Here is a 17,275-nt window from a genome sequence, read left to right on the forward strand (position 1 = left end):
GACCCCGGTCGTCTCGACACGCAAGCACGGGCGCGCTCGCGCCCGTGTCCACTCACCCCAGCAGCTTCTCCAGCACCTTGCCCACCGCCGCGAAAGCGAATGCCCCGGTGATGTGGGTGGCCGCGCCCAGTCCGCCACCGCAGGCCAGGTTCAGCGCGTCGCCGCCGGGCGGGCGGGTGCCGCAGACACTGCCGTCGGGCTGCGGGTACTGCACGTTCTGCAGCGAATAGACGGCCGACACGCCGAAGTAGCGATCCGGGTTGCGCGGAAAGTTGAAATCGGCGCGGAGCTTCTTGCGGATCAGGCTGAACATCGCGTCGTGCTCGGTGCGCGACAGGTCGCGCACGCGGATCTGGGTGGGGTCGGTACGACCGCCAGCCGAACCCACGCTGACGATCGGCAGCTTGCGCCGGCGGCACCAGGCGATGGTTTCGAGCTTCACGCGGAACGCGTCGCAGGCGTCCAGCACCACGTCGTAGCCGCGGTCGAGCAGTTCGTCCAGCGTGGACGGGGTGAGGAAGCGCTCGATCGCCTCCAGCCGGATGGTCGGGTTGATCGCGTGCGCGCGCGCCGCCATCACGCCCACCTTCGACTTGCCGAACTCGCCGTCCAGCGCGTGCAGCTGGCGGTTGGTGTTGGACACGCAGACCTCGTCCGCGTCGATCAGGGTGAGCCGGCCCACGCCGCTGCGCGCCAGCGCCTCGGCCGCCCACGAACCGACGCCGCCAATGCCGATCACGCACACGTGCTTGCCTGCCAGCGTGGCCACGCTGCCGCTGCCGTACAGCCGCTCGACGCCGGCGAAGCGTTCGGCCGGGAACGTCGCGCCGGGCGGCTGCATGGTCGTGTCTGCGTGGGTCACCGGGGAATCCTGTTGCAAAGGCACCATTTTATCCTGCCCGCATGGATGCCGCGCGGCGGCGCGCGCTATCCTGCGGGTTTCCCCACCTGAGGAATCGTAGCGATGCGCGCAGCCCTGATGATCCTGCTTGGCCTGGTGATCGGCGTGATCGGCACAGCCAACGTGATGAACGCGCTGGCTGCGCGCAACCCGATGCCGAAGGCGGTGATGGAGACGATGGGTTACCACGTGGGCGAACTGAAGAACGCGATCAAGGCGAAGCAGTGCGACCCGGTGAAGGTGCAACATCACCTGGCCCGCCTGGAGTCCACCGCCAGCGACATCACGCCGGTGTTCGGCATCGACGAAAAGGCCTTCACCGACGACGCCGCCCAGCTGCAGGAACGCCTGCACCAGGCCGTGCAGGCCGCGCCGGCGAGCTGCGCAGCGGTGGCGGCCGCGATCAAGCCGGTCGGCGAGACCTGCCAGAGCTGCCACCAGCAGTACCGCTGAGGGGAAGAGCGACCCCACCCCGGCCCTCCCCTGCCAGCAGGGGAGGGAGAAAATCTGTCAGAAGCGGATCTTGCCACGCAGCATCTGGCCGTACATCACCCAGTCGCCCATCAGGCTGTACAACGGGTGCTTGAACGTAGCCGGGCGGTTCTTCTCGAAGCCGAAGTGGCCGATCCAGGCGAAGCCGTAGCCGACCACCGGCGCCAGCCACAGCCAGCGCAGCTGACCGCTCGCCAGGGCCAGCACGACCACAACGATCACCAGCGTGCTGCCGATGAAATGCATCCGGCGGCAGCCGCGGTTGCCGTGCTCGCTGAGGTAGAACGGATAGAACTCGGCAAAGCTGCTGTAGCCGGACATGTTCCTGCTCCGCGAGGGGATGGTCCGATTCTGCCACGCAGACATGCCGCGCGCTCTGTAGGGCGGGTACTGCTCGCCGGGTTTTGCATGTTGATGAAGCGCAAGAGCGGCGGGCAGTGCCCGCCCCACGAAGCAAGACAATCCGCGCCGGCTAGTCCGGCAACGGGATGAATTCCTTGTCGTCGCCGGGCACTTTCGGGAAGCGGCCTTCGCGCCAGTCGGCCTTGGCCTGCTCGATGCGCTCGCGCGTGCTGGCCACGAAGTTCCACCACAGGTGCCGTTCGCCATCCAGCGGCGCGCCGCCGAACAGCATCAGCCGGCTGGCCTCGTGCGCACGCAGCGTGGGCGCCGACGCGCCGGCCTGCACCGCCATCTGCTGCGCGCCGAACGCCAGTTCGCCCCAGCGCACCGCACCCTCGACCACATGCACGCCGCGCTCGGCATGCTCGGCGGGCAGCGCCAGTTCGGCGCCCGCCTCCAGCCGCACTTCGAGGAAGAACATCGGCGCGAACACCTTGACCGGCGAACGCTCGCCATAGGCCGTTCCCGCGATCAGCACGGCTTCGACGCCGGGCTGGCGAATCCGCGGCAGCGCGTCGCGGTCGTGATGGTGGAATTCCGGCGCCACCTCGGCATCGGCCTGCGGCAAGGCCACCCAAACCTGGATGCCGTGCAGCATCTGCCCCCCCTGGCGCGCCTCCGGCGGCGTACGCTCAGAGTGGGCGATGCCGTGGCCGGCGGTCATCCAGTTCACCTCGCCGGGGCGGATGTCGGCCAGGCTGCCGAGGCTGTCGCGGTGGCGGATCACCCCATCGAACAGCCAGGTCACCGTGGCCAGGCCGATGTGCGGATGCGGCCGCACGTCCATGCCGTTGCCGGCGGCGAACGTGGCCGGCCCCATGTGGTCGTAGAACACGAACGGGCCGACGTGCCGCGCCAGCAGCACCGGCAGCATGCGCCGCACCACGAAGCCGTCGCCGAGATCGTGCAGGCGGGTACCTTCAACCAGGGTCGGCACGGCGTCCATCATGTTCTCCTCGACGATTTACCAGGCCCGCTGATATTGCGCCGGGGCGTCGATCTTCGCACCCAGCTGTTGCGCCGCGCGGCGCGGGAAGTACGGGTCGCGCAGGCTCTCGCGCGCGATCAGCACCACGTCGGCCTCGCCATTGGCGACGATCTGCGCGGCCTGCTCCGCGCCGGTGATCAGGCCCACCGCGCCGGTGGCGACACCGGCCTCGCGCCGCACCTGCGCCGCGAACGGCACCTGGTAGCCCGGCCCCAGCGGGATCTTCGCGTGTGGCAGCAGGCCGCCGCTGGAGACGTCGATCAGGTCCACGCCCAGCGGCTTCAGCTGGCGCGCCAGTTCGACGCTCTGCCCGATATCCCAGCCGCCTTCGTCCATCCAGTCGGTGGCCGAGAGACGCAGCCACAGCGGCAGTTCGGCCGGCCACACTTCGCGCACGGCGACGATCACCTCGCGCACCAGCCGGGTGCGGTTCTCGAAGCTGCCGCCGTAGCGGTCCTCGCGCCGGTTGCTCAGCGGCGACAGGAACTGGTGCAGCAGGTAGCCATGCGCCGCATGCACCTCGACCAGGTTGAAGCCGGCCGCCAACGCACGCCGGGTGGCCTCGCGGAAATCCGCGATCACCGCCTGGATGCCCGCCTCGTCCAGCGCTTGCGGCACCTGCCAGCCATCGTCGAACGGCAGTGCCGACGGCGCCACGATGCGCCAGTCGCCCTGCCCGGCCGGCACCGGGCCATGCCCTTCCCACGGCCGCAGCGTGCTCGCCTTGCGCCCGGCGTGCGCCAGTTGCACGCCGGCGATCGCACCATGCGCCTTGATGAAGCGGGCGATCGGCTGCCACGCCTCCACCTGGGCCTGGTTCCACAGGCCGGTGTCCTGCGGCGAGATGCGGCCTTCGGCAGAAACCGCGGTGGCCTCGGCGATCACCGCCCCCGCGCCGCCCACCGCGCGGCTGCCCAGGTGCACCAGGTGCCAGTCGTTCGGCACGCCGTCGACGGCCGAGTATTCGCACATCGGCGAGACCACCAGGCGGTTGCGCAGGGCCAGGCTGCGCTGGGTGAACGGATCGAACAGTTTCATGCGGGCATCCGGCAGATCGGGCCTCTCGACATGCAGGCAGACTCCCGGCGAATCAACCCGCTGCGCCGTCGCGCCCGGCGAACGCTGCGTCCGGCCCAGCCAGCCAGTCGGCGACGCGCGCGGCGATCGGCGCGGGTGTCTTCATCCAGCCGAAATGGTCGGCCGGCAAGCCGCCCAGGTCTTCCCGCGCGATCGCCTCCACCCGGCGTTCGCCCGGTCCCAGCTTGCCCAGCAGCCAGTCCAGCGACGCCGGCGGCCCCAGCCAGTCCTCCTGCAGGCGCAGCGCCAGCAGCGACAGTGGCAGCGCGGCCAGCCGGCGCTCGAAATCCTGCGCCATCCCGGCCGCCGCGTAACGGCCAGTGCGCCCGCTGCGTGCCCAATCGGAGATCACCCCGCGCGCCTCGTTGCCGCCAAAACCGATCCGCCGCCCGGGCAGGTAACCCACCAGCCTGGCCAGCAAGGGTGCCAGCACGTAAGCCACGCCGATCAGCCAGCCACGCCGGAAGCATCGCCAGTACGGCGAGCCGCTGGCCACCAGCAGCAGGCCGGTGAAGTCGCCTGGATGGAGGCTGGCGTAGAGCAGGCCGAGCTGACCGCCGAGGCTGTGCCCACCGAGCAGGCAGCTCGCCTGCGGCCAGCGCCGGCGCACGGCGGCCAGGCCCGCGGGCAGGTCGTCCTGCAACAACTGGCGATAACCCCAATTGCTGCCGCGGCCGGCGCGCCGATCGCTGGAACCGATGCCGCGCCATTCGTGCAGCACCACCGCGATGCCCCGCGCTGCCAGCGCCTGGGCCAGCGGCAGGTAATGCCGAGCCGGGATGCCCATCGCCGGAATCCAGTACAGCAGGTGCCGCCAGCTGCCGGCAGGAAGTACGGCCAGCCATTCGTAACGCGCGCCGTCGGCTGCGGTTACCGGAACCACCAGCGGCTCGGCCGCGGCGAGGGTGCTCTCGATGGATCGGTCGGACATCCGCACAGGCTAGCGAATTGCCGCCATCACCACAAAAAAGAGGCCGGCTTGCGCCGGCCTCTTCAAACGAACGCCGCCACCACGATCAGACCGGGGTGACGTCTTCGGCCTGCAAGCCCTTCTGGCCGTCGACGACCTTGAAGCTCACCTTCTGGCCTTCCTGCAAGCTCTTGAAACCCGAGCCGGTGATGGCGCGGAAATGCACGAATACGTCAGGGCCATTTTCACGGCTGATGAAACCGAAACCCTTGGCGTCGTTGAACCACTTGACGGTACCTACTTCACGATCCGACATGACTCACTCCGATCCTATCCAGACGCTGAGACAAACCGGCCCCAACGGGCCGACGGTTTACTGAGCATGCAGGGTCCGGTGCAACAGTCGGATTCAGGAAATCCCTACCGGGCACTCACGTAGCCAAGCAGACGCAGTGGCCCAAGCATAACGGATTTTCAGCCGGTGAGTGATTTGTCAAGCGGGCTGCCAGGGACATTATCCAGGCAGGAAAAAACCGGGCATCGCTGCCCGGTTTTCCTTACACGGGACGGCACTCAGGCCGGGGTGACTTCCTCGGCCTGCAGGCCCTTCTGGCCCTGCACCACCTTGAACGAGACCTGCTGGCCTTCCTGCAGGCTCTTGAAGCCGCCGCCGGTAATGGCGCGGAAATGCACGAAAACGTCCGGGCCGTTGTCACGGGCAATGAAACCGAAGCCCTTGGCATCATTGAACCACTTGACGGTACCGATCTGACGATCAGACATGTTAATCACTCCACAGGTTTATAGACGCGGCGCCATGCGGCAACCGGCCGGCTTGACTGGTGTGCAAGGAAACAACCCAGGGGTGAACGATGAGGCAGATCGCAGATCGGCTGCATCGGGCCACAAACTCTGCTGACCCCGGCAAACACAGTGGGCGGATCATAACGGCACAACGGGGCCGAACGGAATGGAACGAATGCACCGTTTCCGGTCGCGCCGGCGGCAAATTCAGATTCCCTTGACCTTCGTCGCGCTCTAGTGGCGGCGATTCCCCGTATCCGTACCGGTACCCCGAGGGCCGGCACGGTCGCCACCCCGAGGAGAACGATGATGCCTGCCCTGTCCCGCCTTGCCCTGACCAGCGTGCTCGGAGGCCTGCTGCTGGTTGCTTGCGCGCAGCATCCCCGCAGCACCCAGACAACGACCCGTTCCACCGCGGCGACGGCACCCGCCGCCACGAAGGCTGTCGGCGCCTCCCACCGGGAACATGCCGCGACCGCCCCGCGCAGGCCCGCCGCCGAGCCCGACCTGTCGGAGAACACCGGCATCACCGCCTGCGACGACTACTTGGCCAGCTACATGGCCTGCCACCGCGCGGCGGAGATCTTCCCGCCGAGCCAGCTGCCATCCCGCTACGAGGCGATGCGCGCCGGCCTGTTGCGCGACGCGAAGAACCCGGAGATCCGGCCGCAACTGGCGGCACGCTGCAACTCGCTCGCCAGCCAGTTGCGGCAGGCCCTGCACGGCAAGCCGTGCGCGGCGAACCCGGCCCCCGCCGGCAGCACGCCGTAGGCCGCCCGGGCCTGAAGGAGCGGGGCTAGCCGGTGCCCCGCCAGGCGGCGCGCAACAACCGCGCGAGTCCCGCCGGCCGGGTGCGCCCCAGCTGGATCTCCGGGGTGCCGTGCCAGCGGGCGGTCTCGGCGATCGCCCCGGCTACCGCGTGCGCCAGCGTCGGCTCCGGCGACACCGCGGGTTCCAGGAACAGCGCCTTGACCTCGAACACGCCGCTGCCGCGGTGAGCCTTCGCATCCAGCCGGCCGACCAGCCGGCCGCGATGCAGGATCGGCAGCACGTAGTAGCCGTAGCGGCGTTTCGGCGCCGGCGTGTAGCACTCGATGGTGTATTCGAAATCGAACATCGCCAGGGCGCGAGCGCGATCCCACACCAGCGGGTCGAACGGCGACAGCAGCGCGGTACGGGTGGCGCGCAGGCGTCCGGCCAGCGCCTTGTCCAGCGCGTCGGCATGGTCGCGGTGCACATAGCCCGGCACCTTCCAGCCCGCCACCGGCACCGTCAGCAGTTCGCCGCTGGCCACCAGCGGCGCCAGTTCGCGATCGCCGACCTTCGGCTTCAGGCGGAAGTAGTCGGCGATCCACGCCGCCGGGGTCACCCCCAGCGCACGCACGCTGTCGAGGATGAAGCGCTCGCGCTGCTCCGCCACCGACGGCGCGAAGGCGGGATCGAACGGCGGGTCGAGCCGGGCCATTACGTTTTCGGCCAGGTCGTAGACGCGCTGGAAGTTGTCCCGTCGCGCCACCATCAGCTCGCCCAGCGCGAACCATGCCTCCAGCCAGCGCTTCTCCGGTTTCCACTCCCACCAGCCCGGCTTGCCGGCGACGTCCGTGCGCGCGAAATCGGCCGACCGCACCGGGCCGGAGGCGCGGATCGACTGCAGCAGCGCATCCATCTCGGTACGTTGCTCGCGGTACATGCGCGCCGCATGGCGATGCGCCCAATGATGCGTGCGGTGATCGTGGCCGCCACGGTGCCAGGCGACGTCGGCGGCGCCGACGAAGCACGCCTCGTGCGCCCAGCACTCGGCCAGCCGCCCCTGCGCCAGCGCCTCGTCCAGCCACGCCGTGGGATAGTTGCCCAGGCGCGAGTGCAGCACCAGGTAGGGGCTGCGCGCCACCACGTGGATGGTGTCGATCTGCAGCAGGCACATGCGCCCGATCGCCGCCACCACGTCGTCGCGCCGGGGCCGTCGCCGCGGCGGCTGCAGCAAACCCTGCGCGGCCAGTTGCAGCGCCCGCGCCTGGGCCAGGCTCAGCACGCGACCATCACCTGAAGGGACACCCAACGGCGGCGCACCTTCACGACCCCATGACGCGGATAGTAAGCCGGCATATACAAAGCCCCTGCTAGCGTGAAACGCGAGTTCGGCCGAACGGCATTCCGCCCGATCGATCGCGCATGCCCGCACAGCCTCCTCCGATCATTCTGGCATGGAGTACCGATAATGAAACCGCGCAAATCACTGTTGATCGTCTTCGCCACCGTCGGCCTGCTGTGCGGCGGTCCCCTGATCGCGCAGAACACCGCGCCGCAGACGCCACCGCAGGCGCCGATGGATACGGCACCGGCACCAGCTGGCACGGCGGCGGCGACCGCCACCCTGAACACGCCGGCCGGCGAACTGGTGGTGCACTCGAGCATGCCGCCGCCTCCGCCGAGCGGTCCGGCGCCCGCCTTCGAGCAGTTGTCCGGCGGCGGGAAATACATCAGCGAGGAGCAGGCTTCGGCCTATCCACTGCTCGCCAACGACTTCCTCTATGCCGATCACAACCGTGACGGCCGGATCAGCAAGAGCGAGTACGCACGCTGGACCGCAGGCAAATAAGCCCGCACGCCGCAGACGCCGGCCGCGCGCGCGGCCGGCGTTTTCACGCGCCGGTCAGCGTCGCCCATGGCCGCTCCGCTAGACTGGTCCGCCGCCCTGCCAGAAACTTTTCTTCATGAAGCGATTGACTGCGGCCGCCCTCCTGGCCTTGTTCGCCGTTACCCTGGCCTCCGCCGCGCACGCGCAGAACCCGGACCCCACCGACATCCGCGCCTGCACTGCCATCGAGAGCGACGCCCAGCGGCTGGCCTGCTACGACCATGCGACCGGCCGGGTCAACCTGCCGATCGCGCAGAAGCGGGTGGACGAGACGACCACGACGCCGAACATCTTCGGTCACGACCACCGGAAGACACCCAGTGCCGGCGCGGAACCCAACAGCGAAGTGGCCACGCCGCTGTCGCTGCTCGACAGCCGCTGGGAGCTGTCGCCGGAAAGCAAGCTCGGCACCTACAACATCCGCGGCTACAAGCCGGTGTACGTGCTGCCCGTGTTCGCCACCAGCAACCAGAACAACCGGCCGCACAGCCCGAACCCGGACAACACCGTGCCAGGTCCGGGAGAACAGCTGGACAACGCGGAAGCGAAATTCCAGCTCAGCCTGAAGACCAAGCTGTGGCAGGGCGTGTTCGGCGACGCCGGCGACCTGTGGGTGGGCTACACCCAGTCCTCGCGCTGGCAGGTCTACAACTCGAAGCAGTCGCGCCCGTTCCGCGAGACCAACTACGAGCCCGAGGCGATGCTGGTGTTCGACACCCACTACCAGGTACTGGGCTGGGAGGGCCGGCTGCTGGGCATCGGCTTCAACCACCAGTCCAACGGCCGCGGCAACCCGCTGTCGCGCAGCTGGAACCGGGTGATCGCCAACGTCGGCTTCGAACGCGACGGCTGGACCGTGATGCTGCGCCCGTGGTGGCGCGTGCCGGAAGCACGCCGCGACGACAACAACCCCGACATCGGCAACTACATGGGACGCGCCGAAATGCAGGTCGTGCACGAATGGCGCGGCCAGGAATTCGGCATGGCGCTGCGCCATTCCCTGCGCGGCGGCAGCCGCAGCCACGGCTCGGCGCGCTTCAGCTGGAGTTTCCCGGTGGCCGGCAACCTGCGCGGATACATGGAGGTGTTCAAGGGCTACGGCGAAAGCCTGATCGACTACAACCACAACGCCACCTACCTGGGGCTGGGCGTGTCGCTGCTCGACTGGTACTAGGTCGGGCCGCAAACGACGAAGGCCCGGCGCCAGCGCCGGGCCTTCACGCATCCGCGGATCGCGGCCTGGCCGCGCCGGCGATCGATCAGTGGTGATGCCCGCCGGCGCCGTGCACGTGGCCGTGCGCCAGCTCTTCCGCGGTGGCGCCACGCACGTCGGTCACCTCGATGGCGAAATGCAGGGTCTTGCCGGCCAGCGGGTGGTTGGCGTCGATGAAGACCACGTCGTTCTCGACCTTGGTCACGGTGACGTTGATCTGGCCTTCCGGGCCGTGGCCCTGGAACTGCATGCCGGGCTGGATGTCCTCGACGCCCTGGAACGCCGCGCGCGGCACCTCCTGCATCAGCTCCTCGTGGCGCACGCCGTAGCCTTCCTCGGCGGCCACGTCGGCGGTGAACCTGTCGCCGACCGCGCGGCCTTCCATCTGCTTTTCCAGGCCCGGCACGATTTGCCCGCTGCCATGCAGGTAGGTCAGCGGCTCGCGGCCTTCGGAGCTGTCGATGACCTGGCCCTCGTCGTCGGTCAGCGTGTAATGGAAGGCGGCAACGGCGTTCTGGGCAATCTGCATGAGGTTCTCGCGAATAGGTTCAAGTCCGCCGGCCAGGTGCCGACACGAACCGCGCAGGTTACCAGAATCGCGAAGAACCGCCTGCAGGCCACGGGAATGCGCCAGCGTTGGCACCGGCGAACCGGCGCGGGAATTCGAAGGGAACCCGATCAGCCGGCGAGCCGGGCCCGCGTGTCCTTGCCGATCTTTTCCGGCGTGTCGGTGGAGGCATAGCGCTTCACCACCTGGCCATCCGGGTCGACCAGGAACTTGGTGAAGTTCCACTTGATCGACTCGCTACCGAGGATGCCCTTGCCTTCGCTCTTCAGCCACTTGTACAGCGGATCGGCATGCTCGCCATTCACCTCGACCTTGGCGAACATCGGAAAGGTCACGTCGTACTGGGTGCTGCAGAAGGTCCTGATCTCGGCCTCGTCGCCGGGTTCCTGGTGGCCGAACTGGTCGCACGGAAAACCCAGCACCACCAGACCCAGATCGCGCTGGTCCTGCCACAGCGTCTCCAGCCCCTGATATTGCGGGGTGAAGCCGCATTTGGAGGCGACGTTGACGATCAGCAGGGTCTTGCCGCGCCATTCGGCGAGCGAGCGCTGGTTGCCATCGATATCGCGAACGGTGAAATCGTAGACGCTGGACATGGACGGACTCCGTCTTGATGGATCAATCCAGCAGCATACGCCATCGACCGTGATGTCCGTGGCATAGAATGGCCCACCACCCGCAAGCCAGGTTCCGTCGTGATCCGCTTCGTCGATGTCCACAAGTCCTACCGGGTCGACGGCAAGGACATTCCCGCGCTGCAGCCGTTCAGCCTCGACATCGTCGATGGCGAGGTGTTCGGCATCATCGGTCTGTCCGGTGCCGGCAAATCGACGCTTATACGGCTGATCAACCTGCTCGAACGACCCAGCGGCGGGCGCATCTTCGTGGGCGACACCGAGATGACCGCGCTGGCCGAACCGGCGTTGCGCGCGCAGCGGCGCCGGATCGGCATGATCTTCCAGCACTTCAACCTGCTCGCCTCGCAGACGGTGGCGGACAACGTCGCGTTTCCGCTGCGACTGGCCGGTGAACGCGATGCCAGCGTATTGCGCGCACGTGTCGACGCATTGCTGGCGCGGGTGGGACTGACCGCGCACGCCGACAAGTACCCGTCGCAACTTTCCGGCGGCCAGAAGCAGCGCGTCGGCATCGCCCGCGCGCTGGCCAACCGGCCGTCGATCCTGCTGTGCGACGAGGCCACCAGTGCGCTCGACCCGCAGACCACCGCCTCGGTGCTGGAGCTGCTTGCCGAGATCAACCGCGAGCTGCAACTCACCATCGTGCTGATCACCCACGAGATGGACGTGGTGCGCCGCGTGTGCGATCGCGTGGCGGTGCTTGACGCCGGCGCGATTGTCGAGCGCGGCGCGGTGGCCGACGTGTTCCTGCATCCGCAGCACCCCACCACGAAGCGCTTCGTCAACGAAGCGCTGCCGGAAGAAGCGGCCAGCGAGCTGGCGCCGTTCGCGCGGGTGCCCGGACGCATCCTGCGCCTGAGCTTCCGCGGCGACGCCACGCTGACGCCGGCGCTGGGCCGCGTCGCCCGCGAGACCGGAGTCGAGTTCAACATCCTCGCCGGCCGCATCGACCGCATCAAGGACCTGCCCTACGGCCAGCTCACGCTGGCGATGCAGGGCGAGCGGATAGACGCTGCGCTGGCCGCGCTGCGCACGGCCGGCATCGAGATCGAGGAGTTGCACCGATGAACCCGCTGCAAAAACTCTTTCCCAACATCGACGACTGGGGCGAGATCGGCCGCGCCTGCATCGACACCCTGCTGATGCTGGGCGGCTCGCTGGCGCTCACCGTGCTGATCGGCCTGCCGTTGGGCGTGCTGCTGTACCTCACCGGCAAGGGCCAGCTGCGGCCGATGCCGAAGCTCTATGCGATCACCTCGCTGCTGGTGAACATATTGCGCTCGGTGCCGTTCATCATCCTGATGATCGTGCTGATGCCGATCACCTATGCCCTGGTCGGCACCAAGCTGGGCATCCGCGGCGCGATCCCGCCGCTGGTGATTGGCGCGGCGCCGTTCTTCGCGCGACTGGTGGAGACCGCGCTGCGCGAGGTACAGCAGGGCGTGATCGAGGCCAGCCAGGCAATGGGCGCCAGCTTGTGGCAGATCGTGCGCCACGTCTTGCTGCCGGAAGCCCGCGGCGGCCTGTTCGCCGGCATCACGGTCACTGCGATCGCGCTGATCGGTTATACCGCGATGGGCGGCGCGATCGGCTCGGGCGGCCTCGGCGACCTGGCCTATCGCTACGGCTATCTCAGCTACAAGTCCGATTACATGCTGGTCACCGTGGTGCTGCTGATCGTGCTGGTGCAGCTGTTGCAGATGGTCGGCGACCACATCGTGACGCGTTATAAGCAACGCTGATTTGGTTATTTGCGTTGGCGGCATGGGCAGCCTAGTTTCGTTTGACCGCCCATGAGAATCGCCGCCATGAGACTGCTGCTCGCCGCCGTCGCCGCCATCCTGGCCCTGCTCCTGCTGGCTGGCTACGCCGCGCCGAAATCGTAACGCACCGAGAGCCGCGCTTTCCCCATGTTTGTATTTGGCAGTATAGACGGCTTATTATTGTGCGCCGCACAAGCGAATCCGCCATGAAACTGCTGCTTGCCTCCCTCGCCCTGACCCTGCTGTTGCTTGCCGGCTGCTCCGGCTCCGGCAAGCAGGACGACAATGTCCTCACCGTGGCCGCCACCGCGGTACCCCACGCGGAAATCCTCAAGCAGGCAAAGCCGCTGCTGGCGAAGGAAGGCGTGGACCTGCAGATCAAGGTATTCGCCGACTACGTGCAGCCGAACACCCAGGTGGCCGAGAAGAACATCGACCTGAACTACTTCCAGACCAAGCCCTACCTGGACGCGTTCAACCGCGAACGCGGCACCCAGCTCACCATCATCACCGGCGTGCACATCGAGCCGTTCGGTGCGTACTCGCACAAGTACAAGAGCATCGACCAGCTGCCCGACGGCGCCAGCGTGACGCTGCCGAACGACCCCAGCAACAACAGCCGCGCGCTGTTGCTGCTGGCAAAGCACGGCCTGATCACGCTGAAGGATCCGACCGACGAGATGGCCACGCTGAAGGACATCACCGCGAACCCGAAGCAGCTGAAGTTCCGCGAGCTGGAAGCGGCGATGCTGCCGCGCACGCTGGACGAGGTCGACCTGGCCCTGATCAACACCAACTACGCGCTGGCCGCCGGACTGAATCCCACCAAGGACGCGCTGCTGATCGAGAGCAAGGACTCGCCCTACGTGAACTACCTGGTCGGCCGCCCCGACAACCAGAACGACCCGCGCGTGCAGAAACTGGCCAGGGTGCTGAACAGCCCGCAGATCAAGGCGTTCATCGAGCAGAAGTACCACGGTGCCGTGCTGCCCGCGTTCTGAGATGTGCTCTCACCCCTGCGATGCAGGAATCTCGAACACCTGCCGCAGATACGCCACGTAGGCCTTGTCCTCGCACATGTTCTTGCCTGGCGAGTCGCTCAGCTTGGCCACCGGCTGGCCGTTGCAGCGGATCATCTTGATCACGATGTTGAGCGGTGTGGGGCCCACGTCGTTGGTGATGTTGGTGCCCACGCCGAACGCGAGCTGGCAGCGGCCGCGGAAGTGCGCGTACAGCTGCATCACCTTGGGGATGTCCAGCCCATCGCTGAACACCAGCACCTTGCTGCGCGGATCGACGCGGTTCGCGCCGTAGTGCGCCAGCACTTTCTCGCCCCACTCGAACGGATCGCCGGAATCGTGGCGAGTACCGTCGAAAAGCTTGCAGAAGTACATGTCGAAATCGCGCAGGAACGCGTCGAGTCCGTACACGTCCGACAGCGCGATGCCGAGGTCGCCGCGATACTCCTTCGCCCACGCTTCCAGTGCCGCCACCTGCGAGTCGCGCAGGCGCGGACCCAGCGCCTGGTGCGCCTGCAGGTATTCGTGCGCCAGCGTACCCAGCGGGGTCAGGTTGAGCTTGCGCGCCAGCCACACGTTGCTGGTGCCGGCCAACTGCTCGCCCAGTCCCTCGCGCAGCGCGGTCACCACCTCCTCCTGCCACACCCGCGAGTAGCGCCGGCGCGTGCCGTAATCGGCGATCTTGCAGCCGGCGTAATCCGGCGTGTCGCGCAGCAGCGCGATCTTCGCCTGCAATCGCCGGCGTCCTTCGGCAAGGTCGAGACCGCCGCTGGCATGGCGGAAGTAAATCTCGTTGACGATCGCCAGCAGCGGCACCTCGAACAGGATGGTGTGCAGCCACGGTCCGCGGATGCGGATCTCGATCTCGCCGTTGGCCGCGGCGGCCGGCGCGATCTCCACGTACTTCTCGTTGAGCTGGAACAGCCCCAGAAAATCCACGAAGTCGCTCTTGATGAAGCGCCAGGTACGCAGGTAGTCGAGCTCGTCCGGCGCGAAACGCAGCTGGCACATGGCTCTCAGCTCGGTGCGGATCTCGTCGATGTACGGCACCAGGTCAATGCCCGGCGTGCGGCACTTGAAACGGTACTCGACCTGGGCCGCCGGATACTGGTGCAGCACCACCTGCATCATCGAGAATTTGTACAGATCGGTGTCGAGCAGCGAATCGATGATCATCAGCAGCCCATGCGGGGAACGAGAATGGAGCATTATCCACGCGAACCGCATGGCTTGTTCCGCGCAAAAAAAACCCCATCAGCCAGGGGAGGACTGATGGGGTTTGTCAGGCGGCGTCCAGGGGAGGAAATGCCGGCCCCTCAGTGACGCGATGCCCTGCGCCACTTTCTGTCGCCATCACGGCGATACACGTGGTTAGTGCGGCCAGTCGCCGATGAGTTCAACCGGCATGGCGACGCTTGTTCAGCTTTCCGACAGGCTGGCGGCCGCAAACGGGCGAGACGGTATGCGCTTCGCCGTCTACAATTTCCTCAACCTCGGGCGGGATCGACCATGAAGCTGTTTGCCGTGTGCCTGCTCGCGCTGTGCCTGGTCCTGCCCGCGAGCGCGGCCGAGCTGAAGGTCGACCTCGGCCACGGCGTCGTCACCTATCGCAGCGAAACCCTGCTCAGGCGCCCCGATGCGCGCACGATCAGCGTACCCGGCGACGTGGCGTTCCGGCGCGCGATGCATTACCGCGCAGTGCCGCTGGTCGCGCTGCTCGACGGCATCGGCCCCGGCGATCATCTGCAGTTCGTCGCCGGCGACGGTTTCGCCGCCGAGATCCCCGCCGCGCTGCTGCTGAACGCGCAAGGCAGTGAAGCGTGGCTGGCGATCGAGGATCCGGCGCAACCGTGGCCGACGCTCCCGGGGCATGGCCACGCCGGGCCGTTCTACCTGGTGTGGACGCGGCCGCAGGCCGCCGGCATCGGCACGGAACAATGGCCGTACCAGCTGGCGAGCATCCGCAGGCTGGCCGGCGTGGCCGAGCGCTTCCCGGCGATCCTGCCCGATCCGGCGCTGCCGGCGGACAGCGAGGTGCGGCACGGCTTCGCGGTATTCCAGCGCACCTGCTTTGCCTGCCACACGCTCAACGGCCAGGGCGACGCCAGGCTCGGCCCCGACCTGAACCTGCCGCACAACCCCACCGAATACCTGCGCGCCGACCTGCTGCGCGCCTTCATCCGCAACCCGCAGTCGCTGCGGCAATGGCCGCAGGCGAAGATGCCGGGGTTCGACACGCACGCGCTGCCCGATGCCGACCTCGACGCCGTACTGGCCTACCTGCGGCACATGGCCGGACGCAAGCGCGGCGGCTGAAGCGACCGCGCGATTCACGGCACGGCCAGCGCATCGGCCTGCTGCGAATCGCACAACGCCTGCAGCGTCCGTTCGCGCTGTGCCTTCGGCTCGCGCGCCAGCTTGCGCACGCTGGCGTAGAACGCCGGCCACTGCCCCTCGGCCTGGCGGAACAGCGCGGCGAAGGCCGGCGTCCAGCGTTCGTACAGGCCGAACGGCAGCAGCCGCGCATTGTTGATCGGCTGCGCGACCCAGGCGTCGTAGCGGTGCTCGCCCGGCCAGTCGCGCTCGCGCCACTGCGCATAGCGGACGCGGAATGCCGCGATCTCGCCCTGCTTGCCCGCCTCCATCGCCGCGGCGTCCGCGCCGCTGGCATACAGCGTCGCCAGGCGCGTACGCAGGTCCAGCACCAGGCGGGTGAAGCCCTCGTCCATCGCCCGGGCCCGCTCGTCCGGCGGCGGCAGGCCGCGCGACTGGCGCCATTCGCGCAGGCCCTCGCTCTGCACGAAGCTGGCGAACGATTCGTTGAACGCGGTGTCGCCCTTCACGTAGATCAGCTGGTGCGCCAGCTCGTGGAAGATCGTGCCGTCCAGTTCGTCGTCGTCCCAGCGCAGCATGCTCGACAGGATCGGATCGGCAAACCAGCCCAGCGTGGAATACGCCGGCACGCCGCCAATCCAGACGTCATCGCCGCGCGCGCGCAGCCGCGCCGCATCGGCCTTCGTGTCGGCCTCGGCGAACCAGCCGCGATAGGCGACGCAACCGCTGACCGGGAAGCACTGCGGCACCGCCTGCACCGAGTAACGCGGCGTGGCGAACACGTTCCACACCACGTAGGGCCGATCCAGCGCAACATAGCCGGTGTAGCTGCGGTTGTCCGGCAGGGCCAGCCGCTGCGAGGCGAACCGGCGCGCCTGCCGCGCCTGGCGCAGACGCGCGGCGAGCTGCGGATCGGTGGCCGGGTCGTGCACCAGCTCGCTCACCGCGCGGCGATGCGCGATCAGCTCGCCCTGCCCGTGCACCGCCTGTGCGTAGTAGCGCAAGCCGCCGCAGGCGCACAGCAAAAGGCCCATCGCCGCGATGGCGATGAGCCTTGGAATGCATTTGCGTGGCGGCACGAATCCGGGCATCCCCCGATGGTGCCTCAAACCTCAGCGGCGATCGTCGCGGTCGTAACGATCGCGCCGCTGCGGGTTGCCGTCGCGACGATCGCCGCGATGGTCGCCGCGGTCGCCGCCGTGGCCCTGCCACTGGCCGGCATGGCCGCGATAGTCGCGATGGTCGCGGTAGCGATAGTCGTCGTGCCGGTAGCGCGAACCGCCGTACCACACGCTGCTGACGCCCACGCTCACGCCGGGCGCATAGCAGCAGCCGTAGTAGCCGCCGTAATAGTCGTCGTAGTAGGCCGGCGCCGCGTAATAGGCGTTGCCGCCGTCGCCATAGTAGGCGTCGCCGGCGTAGCCGGAGCCACGCACATAGCTGTAGCCCGGATCGTAATAACAGCCCGACAGCGTCGCCGCAGCGACGATCAGGACAACACTGGCCAGCAGGCGTTTCATGATCCGTC

Annotated in this window: 21 protein-coding genes; 8 read left to right on the forward strand and 13 right to left on the reverse strand. The window is 67.8% G+C overall.

The window, feature by feature from the left end:
* Positions 1-52 precede the first annotated feature (52 nt).
* Positions 53-841, reverse strand: coding sequence for a tRNA threonylcarbamoyladenosine dehydratase (locus tag RHOOR87_RS0107955; RefSeq protein WP_037115194.1), 789 nt, complete (start codon positions 839-841; stop codon positions 53-55).
* Between the two features lie 123 nt (positions 842-964).
* Between RHOOR87_RS0107955 and RHOOR87_RS0107960 the strand changes: the two genes are divergently transcribed.
* Positions 965-1,354 carry a cytochrome c gene (locus tag RHOOR87_RS0107960; protein ID WP_027484722.1) on the forward strand — a complete coding sequence of 130 codons (390 nt, stop codon included), beginning with the start codon at positions 965-967 and terminating at the stop codon, positions 1,352-1,354.
* Between the two features lie 57 nt (positions 1,355-1,411).
* Here the strand turns inward: RHOOR87_RS0107960 and RHOOR87_RS0107965 are convergent, their stop codons facing one another.
* The 6 genes from RHOOR87_RS0107965 to RHOOR87_RS0107990 form a co-directional block, all read right to left on the reverse strand.
* Positions 1,412-1,714 carry a DUF962 domain-containing protein gene (locus RHOOR87_RS0107965; protein WP_027484723.1) on the reverse strand — a complete coding sequence of 101 codons (303 nt, stop codon included), beginning with the start codon at positions 1,712-1,714 and terminating at the stop codon, positions 1,412-1,414.
* Between the two features lie 151 nt (positions 1,715-1,865).
* Positions 1,866-2,741 carry a pirin family protein gene (locus tag RHOOR87_RS0107970; protein WP_027484724.1) on the reverse strand — a complete coding sequence of 292 codons (876 nt, stop codon included), beginning with the start codon at positions 2,739-2,741 and terminating at the stop codon, positions 1,866-1,868.
* Between the two features lie 18 nt (positions 2,742-2,759).
* The gene (locus tag RHOOR87_RS0107975; RefSeq protein WP_027484725.1) at positions 2,760-3,821 is read right to left on the reverse strand and encodes an NADH:flavin oxidoreductase/NADH oxidase; all 1,062 of its coding nucleotides are present in this window, start codon (positions 3,819-3,821) and stop codon (positions 2,760-2,762) included.
* 52 nt (positions 3,822-3,873) lie between these two features.
* On the reverse strand, positions 3,874-4,791 hold the full coding sequence (locus RHOOR87_RS0107980) for an alpha/beta fold hydrolase (RefSeq protein ID WP_027484726.1): 918 nt from the start codon (positions 4,789-4,791) through the stop codon (positions 3,874-3,876).
* Positions 4,792-4,876: 85 nt separating this feature from the next.
* Entirely contained in the window at positions 4,877-5,086 is a 210-nt protein-coding gene (locus RHOOR87_RS0107985; protein ID WP_007507924.1) for a cold-shock protein, read from the reverse strand.
* 257 nt (positions 5,087-5,343) lie between these two features.
* Entirely contained in the window at positions 5,344-5,553 is a 210-nt protein-coding gene (locus RHOOR87_RS0107990; RefSeq protein WP_007507922.1) for a cold-shock protein, read from the reverse strand.
* 330 nt (positions 5,554-5,883) lie between these two features.
* Between RHOOR87_RS0107990 and RHOOR87_RS0107995 the strand changes: the two genes are divergently transcribed.
* On the forward strand, positions 5,884-6,345 hold the full coding sequence (locus RHOOR87_RS0107995) for a hypothetical protein (RefSeq protein ID WP_007507920.1): 462 nt from the start codon (positions 5,884-5,886) through the stop codon (positions 6,343-6,345).
* A gap of 25 nt (positions 6,346-6,370) precedes the next feature.
* Here RHOOR87_RS0107995 and RHOOR87_RS0108000 read toward each other — a convergent pair whose 3' ends face one another.
* Positions 6,371-7,606, reverse strand: coding sequence for a crosslink repair DNA glycosylase YcaQ family protein (locus RHOOR87_RS0108000; RefSeq protein ID WP_027484727.1), 1,236 nt, complete (start codon positions 7,604-7,606; stop codon positions 6,371-6,373).
* A 186-nt stretch (positions 7,607-7,792) separates the two neighbouring features.
* On the opposite strand from RHOOR87_RS0108000, the gene RHOOR87_RS0108005 reads away from it, so the two are divergent.
* Both RHOOR87_RS0108005 and RHOOR87_RS0108010 read left to right on the forward strand, forming a co-directional pair.
* On the forward strand, positions 7,793-8,173 hold the full coding sequence (locus RHOOR87_RS0108005) for a hypothetical protein (RefSeq protein WP_027484728.1): 381 nt from the start codon (positions 7,793-7,795) through the stop codon (positions 8,171-8,173).
* A 115-nt stretch (positions 8,174-8,288) separates the two neighbouring features.
* Entirely contained in the window at positions 8,289-9,386 is a 1,098-nt protein-coding gene (locus RHOOR87_RS0108010) for a phospholipase A (RefSeq protein ID WP_027484729.1), read from the forward strand.
* A gap of 85 nt (positions 9,387-9,471) precedes the next feature.
* On the opposite strand, the gene RHOOR87_RS0108015 is transcribed toward RHOOR87_RS0108010, so the two are convergent.
* Together RHOOR87_RS0108015 and RHOOR87_RS0108020 are read right to left on the reverse strand one after the other, a co-directional pair.
* The gene (locus tag RHOOR87_RS0108015; RefSeq protein WP_007507912.1) at positions 9,472-9,954 is read right to left on the reverse strand and encodes a peptidylprolyl isomerase; all 483 of its coding nucleotides are present in this window, start codon (positions 9,952-9,954) and stop codon (positions 9,472-9,474) included.
* Positions 9,955-10,103: 149 nt separating this feature from the next.
* On the reverse strand, positions 10,104-10,589 hold the full coding sequence (locus RHOOR87_RS0108020) for a glutathione peroxidase (protein WP_027484730.1): 486 nt from the start codon (positions 10,587-10,589) through the stop codon (positions 10,104-10,106).
* Between the two features lie 99 nt (positions 10,590-10,688).
* Here RHOOR87_RS0108020 and RHOOR87_RS0108025 point away from each other — a divergent pair, with 99 nt between their 5' ends.
* From RHOOR87_RS0108025 to RHOOR87_RS0108040, 3 genes are all read left to right on the forward strand, one after another.
* A complete protein-coding gene (locus RHOOR87_RS0108025) occupies positions 10,689-11,699 on the forward strand; it encodes a methionine ABC transporter ATP-binding protein (protein ID WP_027484731.1) in 1,011 nt (336 codons plus the stop codon).
* Positions 11,696-12,373 (forward strand): methionine ABC transporter permease, encoded by a 678-nt coding sequence (locus RHOOR87_RS0108030; protein WP_027484732.1) that lies wholly within the window; start codon positions 11,696-11,698, stop codon positions 12,371-12,373. Before RHOOR87_RS0108025 ends, RHOOR87_RS0108030 begins: the two co-directional genes overlap by 4 nt.
* A 227-nt stretch (positions 12,374-12,600) precedes the next feature.
* Positions 12,601-13,395, forward strand: coding sequence for a MetQ/NlpA family ABC transporter substrate-binding protein (locus RHOOR87_RS0108040; protein ID WP_027484733.1), 795 nt, complete (start codon positions 12,601-12,603; stop codon positions 13,393-13,395).
* A 9-nt stretch (positions 13,396-13,404) separates the two neighbouring features.
* Here the strand turns inward: RHOOR87_RS0108040 and pncB are convergent, their stop codons facing one another.
* Positions 13,405-14,589, reverse strand: coding sequence for a nicotinate phosphoribosyltransferase (pncB, locus tag RHOOR87_RS0108045; RefSeq protein WP_027484734.1), 1,185 nt, complete (start codon positions 14,587-14,589; stop codon positions 13,405-13,407).
* Positions 14,590-14,922: 333 nt separating this feature from the next.
* Between pncB and RHOOR87_RS0108050 the strand changes: the two genes are divergently transcribed.
* The gene (locus RHOOR87_RS0108050; RefSeq protein WP_027484735.1) at positions 14,923-15,729 is read left to right on the forward strand and encodes a cytochrome c; all 807 of its coding nucleotides are present in this window, start codon (positions 14,923-14,925) and stop codon (positions 15,727-15,729) included.
* 14 nt (positions 15,730-15,743) lie between these two features.
* Here the strand turns inward: RHOOR87_RS0108050 and RHOOR87_RS0108055 are convergent, their stop codons facing one another.
* Together RHOOR87_RS0108055 and RHOOR87_RS0108060 are read right to left on the reverse strand one after the other, a co-directional pair.
* Positions 15,744-16,781, reverse strand: coding sequence for an aminopeptidase (locus RHOOR87_RS0108055; protein WP_043795429.1), 1,038 nt, complete (start codon positions 16,779-16,781; stop codon positions 15,744-15,746).
* 78 nt (positions 16,782-16,859) lie between these two features.
* Positions 16,860-17,267 (reverse strand): hypothetical protein, encoded by a 408-nt coding sequence (locus RHOOR87_RS0108060; protein WP_027484737.1) that lies wholly within the window; start codon positions 17,265-17,267, stop codon positions 16,860-16,862.
* Between the last annotated feature and the right edge of the window lie 8 nt (positions 17,268-17,275).

The sequence above is a fragment of the Rhodanobacter sp. OR87 genome (genome assembly GCF_000473345.1).
GTDB classification, from domain to species: Bacteria; Pseudomonadota; Gammaproteobacteria; order Xanthomonadales; family Rhodanobacteraceae; genus Rhodanobacter; species Rhodanobacter denitrificans.

What these genes read in the sequence shown, in the direction of transcription:
- RHOOR87_RS0107955 (WP_037115194.1), bottom strand. Translation starts at nt 841, where the DNA reads ATGCAGCCGCCCGGCGCGACGTTCCCGGCCGAACGCTTCGCCGGCGTC.
- RHOOR87_RS0107960 (WP_027484722.1), top strand. Translation starts at nt 965, where the DNA reads ATGCGCGCAGCCCTGATGATCCTGCTTGGCCTGGTGATCGGCGTGATC.
- RHOOR87_RS0107965 (WP_027484723.1), bottom strand. Translation starts at nt 1,714, where the DNA reads ATGTCCGGCTACAGCAGCTTTGCCGAGTTCTATCCGTTCTACCTCAGC.
- RHOOR87_RS0107970 (WP_027484724.1), bottom strand. Translation starts at nt 2,741, where the DNA reads ATGGACGCCGTGCCGACCCTGGTTGAAGGTACCCGCCTGCACGATCTC.
- RHOOR87_RS0107975 (WP_027484725.1), bottom strand. Translation starts at nt 3,821, where the DNA reads ATGAAACTGTTCGATCCGTTCACCCAGCGCAGCCTGGCCCTGCGCAAC.
- RHOOR87_RS0107980 (WP_027484726.1), bottom strand. Translation starts at nt 4,791, where the DNA reads ATGTCCGACCGATCCATCGAGAGCACCCTCGCCGCGGCCGAGCCGCTG.
- RHOOR87_RS0107985 (WP_007507924.1), bottom strand. Translation starts at nt 5,086, where the DNA reads ATGTCGGATCGTGAAGTAGGTACCGTCAAGTGGTTCAACGACGCCAAG.
- RHOOR87_RS0107990 (WP_007507922.1), bottom strand. Translation starts at nt 5,553, where the DNA reads ATGTCTGATCGTCAGATCGGTACCGTCAAGTGGTTCAATGATGCCAAG.
- RHOOR87_RS0107995 (WP_007507920.1), top strand. Translation starts at nt 5,884, where the DNA reads ATGCCTGCCCTGTCCCGCCTTGCCCTGACCAGCGTGCTCGGAGGCCTG.
- RHOOR87_RS0108005 (WP_027484728.1), top strand. Translation starts at nt 7,793, where the DNA reads ATGAAACCGCGCAAATCACTGTTGATCGTCTTCGCCACCGTCGGCCTG.
- RHOOR87_RS0108010 (WP_027484729.1), top strand. Translation starts at nt 8,289, where the DNA reads ATGAAGCGATTGACTGCGGCCGCCCTCCTGGCCTTGTTCGCCGTTACC.
- RHOOR87_RS0108015 (WP_007507912.1), bottom strand. Translation starts at nt 9,954, where the DNA reads ATGCAGATTGCCCAGAACGCCGTTGCCGCCTTCCATTACACGCTGACC.
- RHOOR87_RS0108020 (WP_027484730.1), bottom strand. Translation starts at nt 10,589, where the DNA reads ATGTCCAGCGTCTACGATTTCACCGTTCGCGATATCGATGGCAACCAG.
- RHOOR87_RS0108030 (WP_027484732.1), top strand. Translation starts at nt 11,696, where the DNA reads ATGAACCCGCTGCAAAAACTCTTTCCCAACATCGACGACTGGGGCGAG.
- RHOOR87_RS0108040 (WP_027484733.1), top strand. Translation starts at nt 12,601, where the DNA reads ATGAAACTGCTGCTTGCCTCCCTCGCCCTGACCCTGCTGTTGCTTGCC.
- pncB (WP_027484734.1), bottom strand. Translation starts at nt 14,589, where the DNA reads ATGATCATCGATTCGCTGCTCGACACCGATCTGTACAAATTCTCGATG.
- RHOOR87_RS0108050 (WP_027484735.1), top strand. Translation starts at nt 14,923, where the DNA reads ATGAAGCTGTTTGCCGTGTGCCTGCTCGCGCTGTGCCTGGTCCTGCCC.
- RHOOR87_RS0108055 (WP_043795429.1), bottom strand. Translation starts at nt 16,781, where the DNA reads ATGGGCCTTTTGCTGTGCGCCTGCGGCGGCTTGCGCTACTACGCACAG.
- RHOOR87_RS0108060 (WP_027484737.1), bottom strand. Translation starts at nt 17,267, where the DNA reads ATGAAACGCCTGCTGGCCAGTGTTGTCCTGATCGTCGCTGCGGCGACG.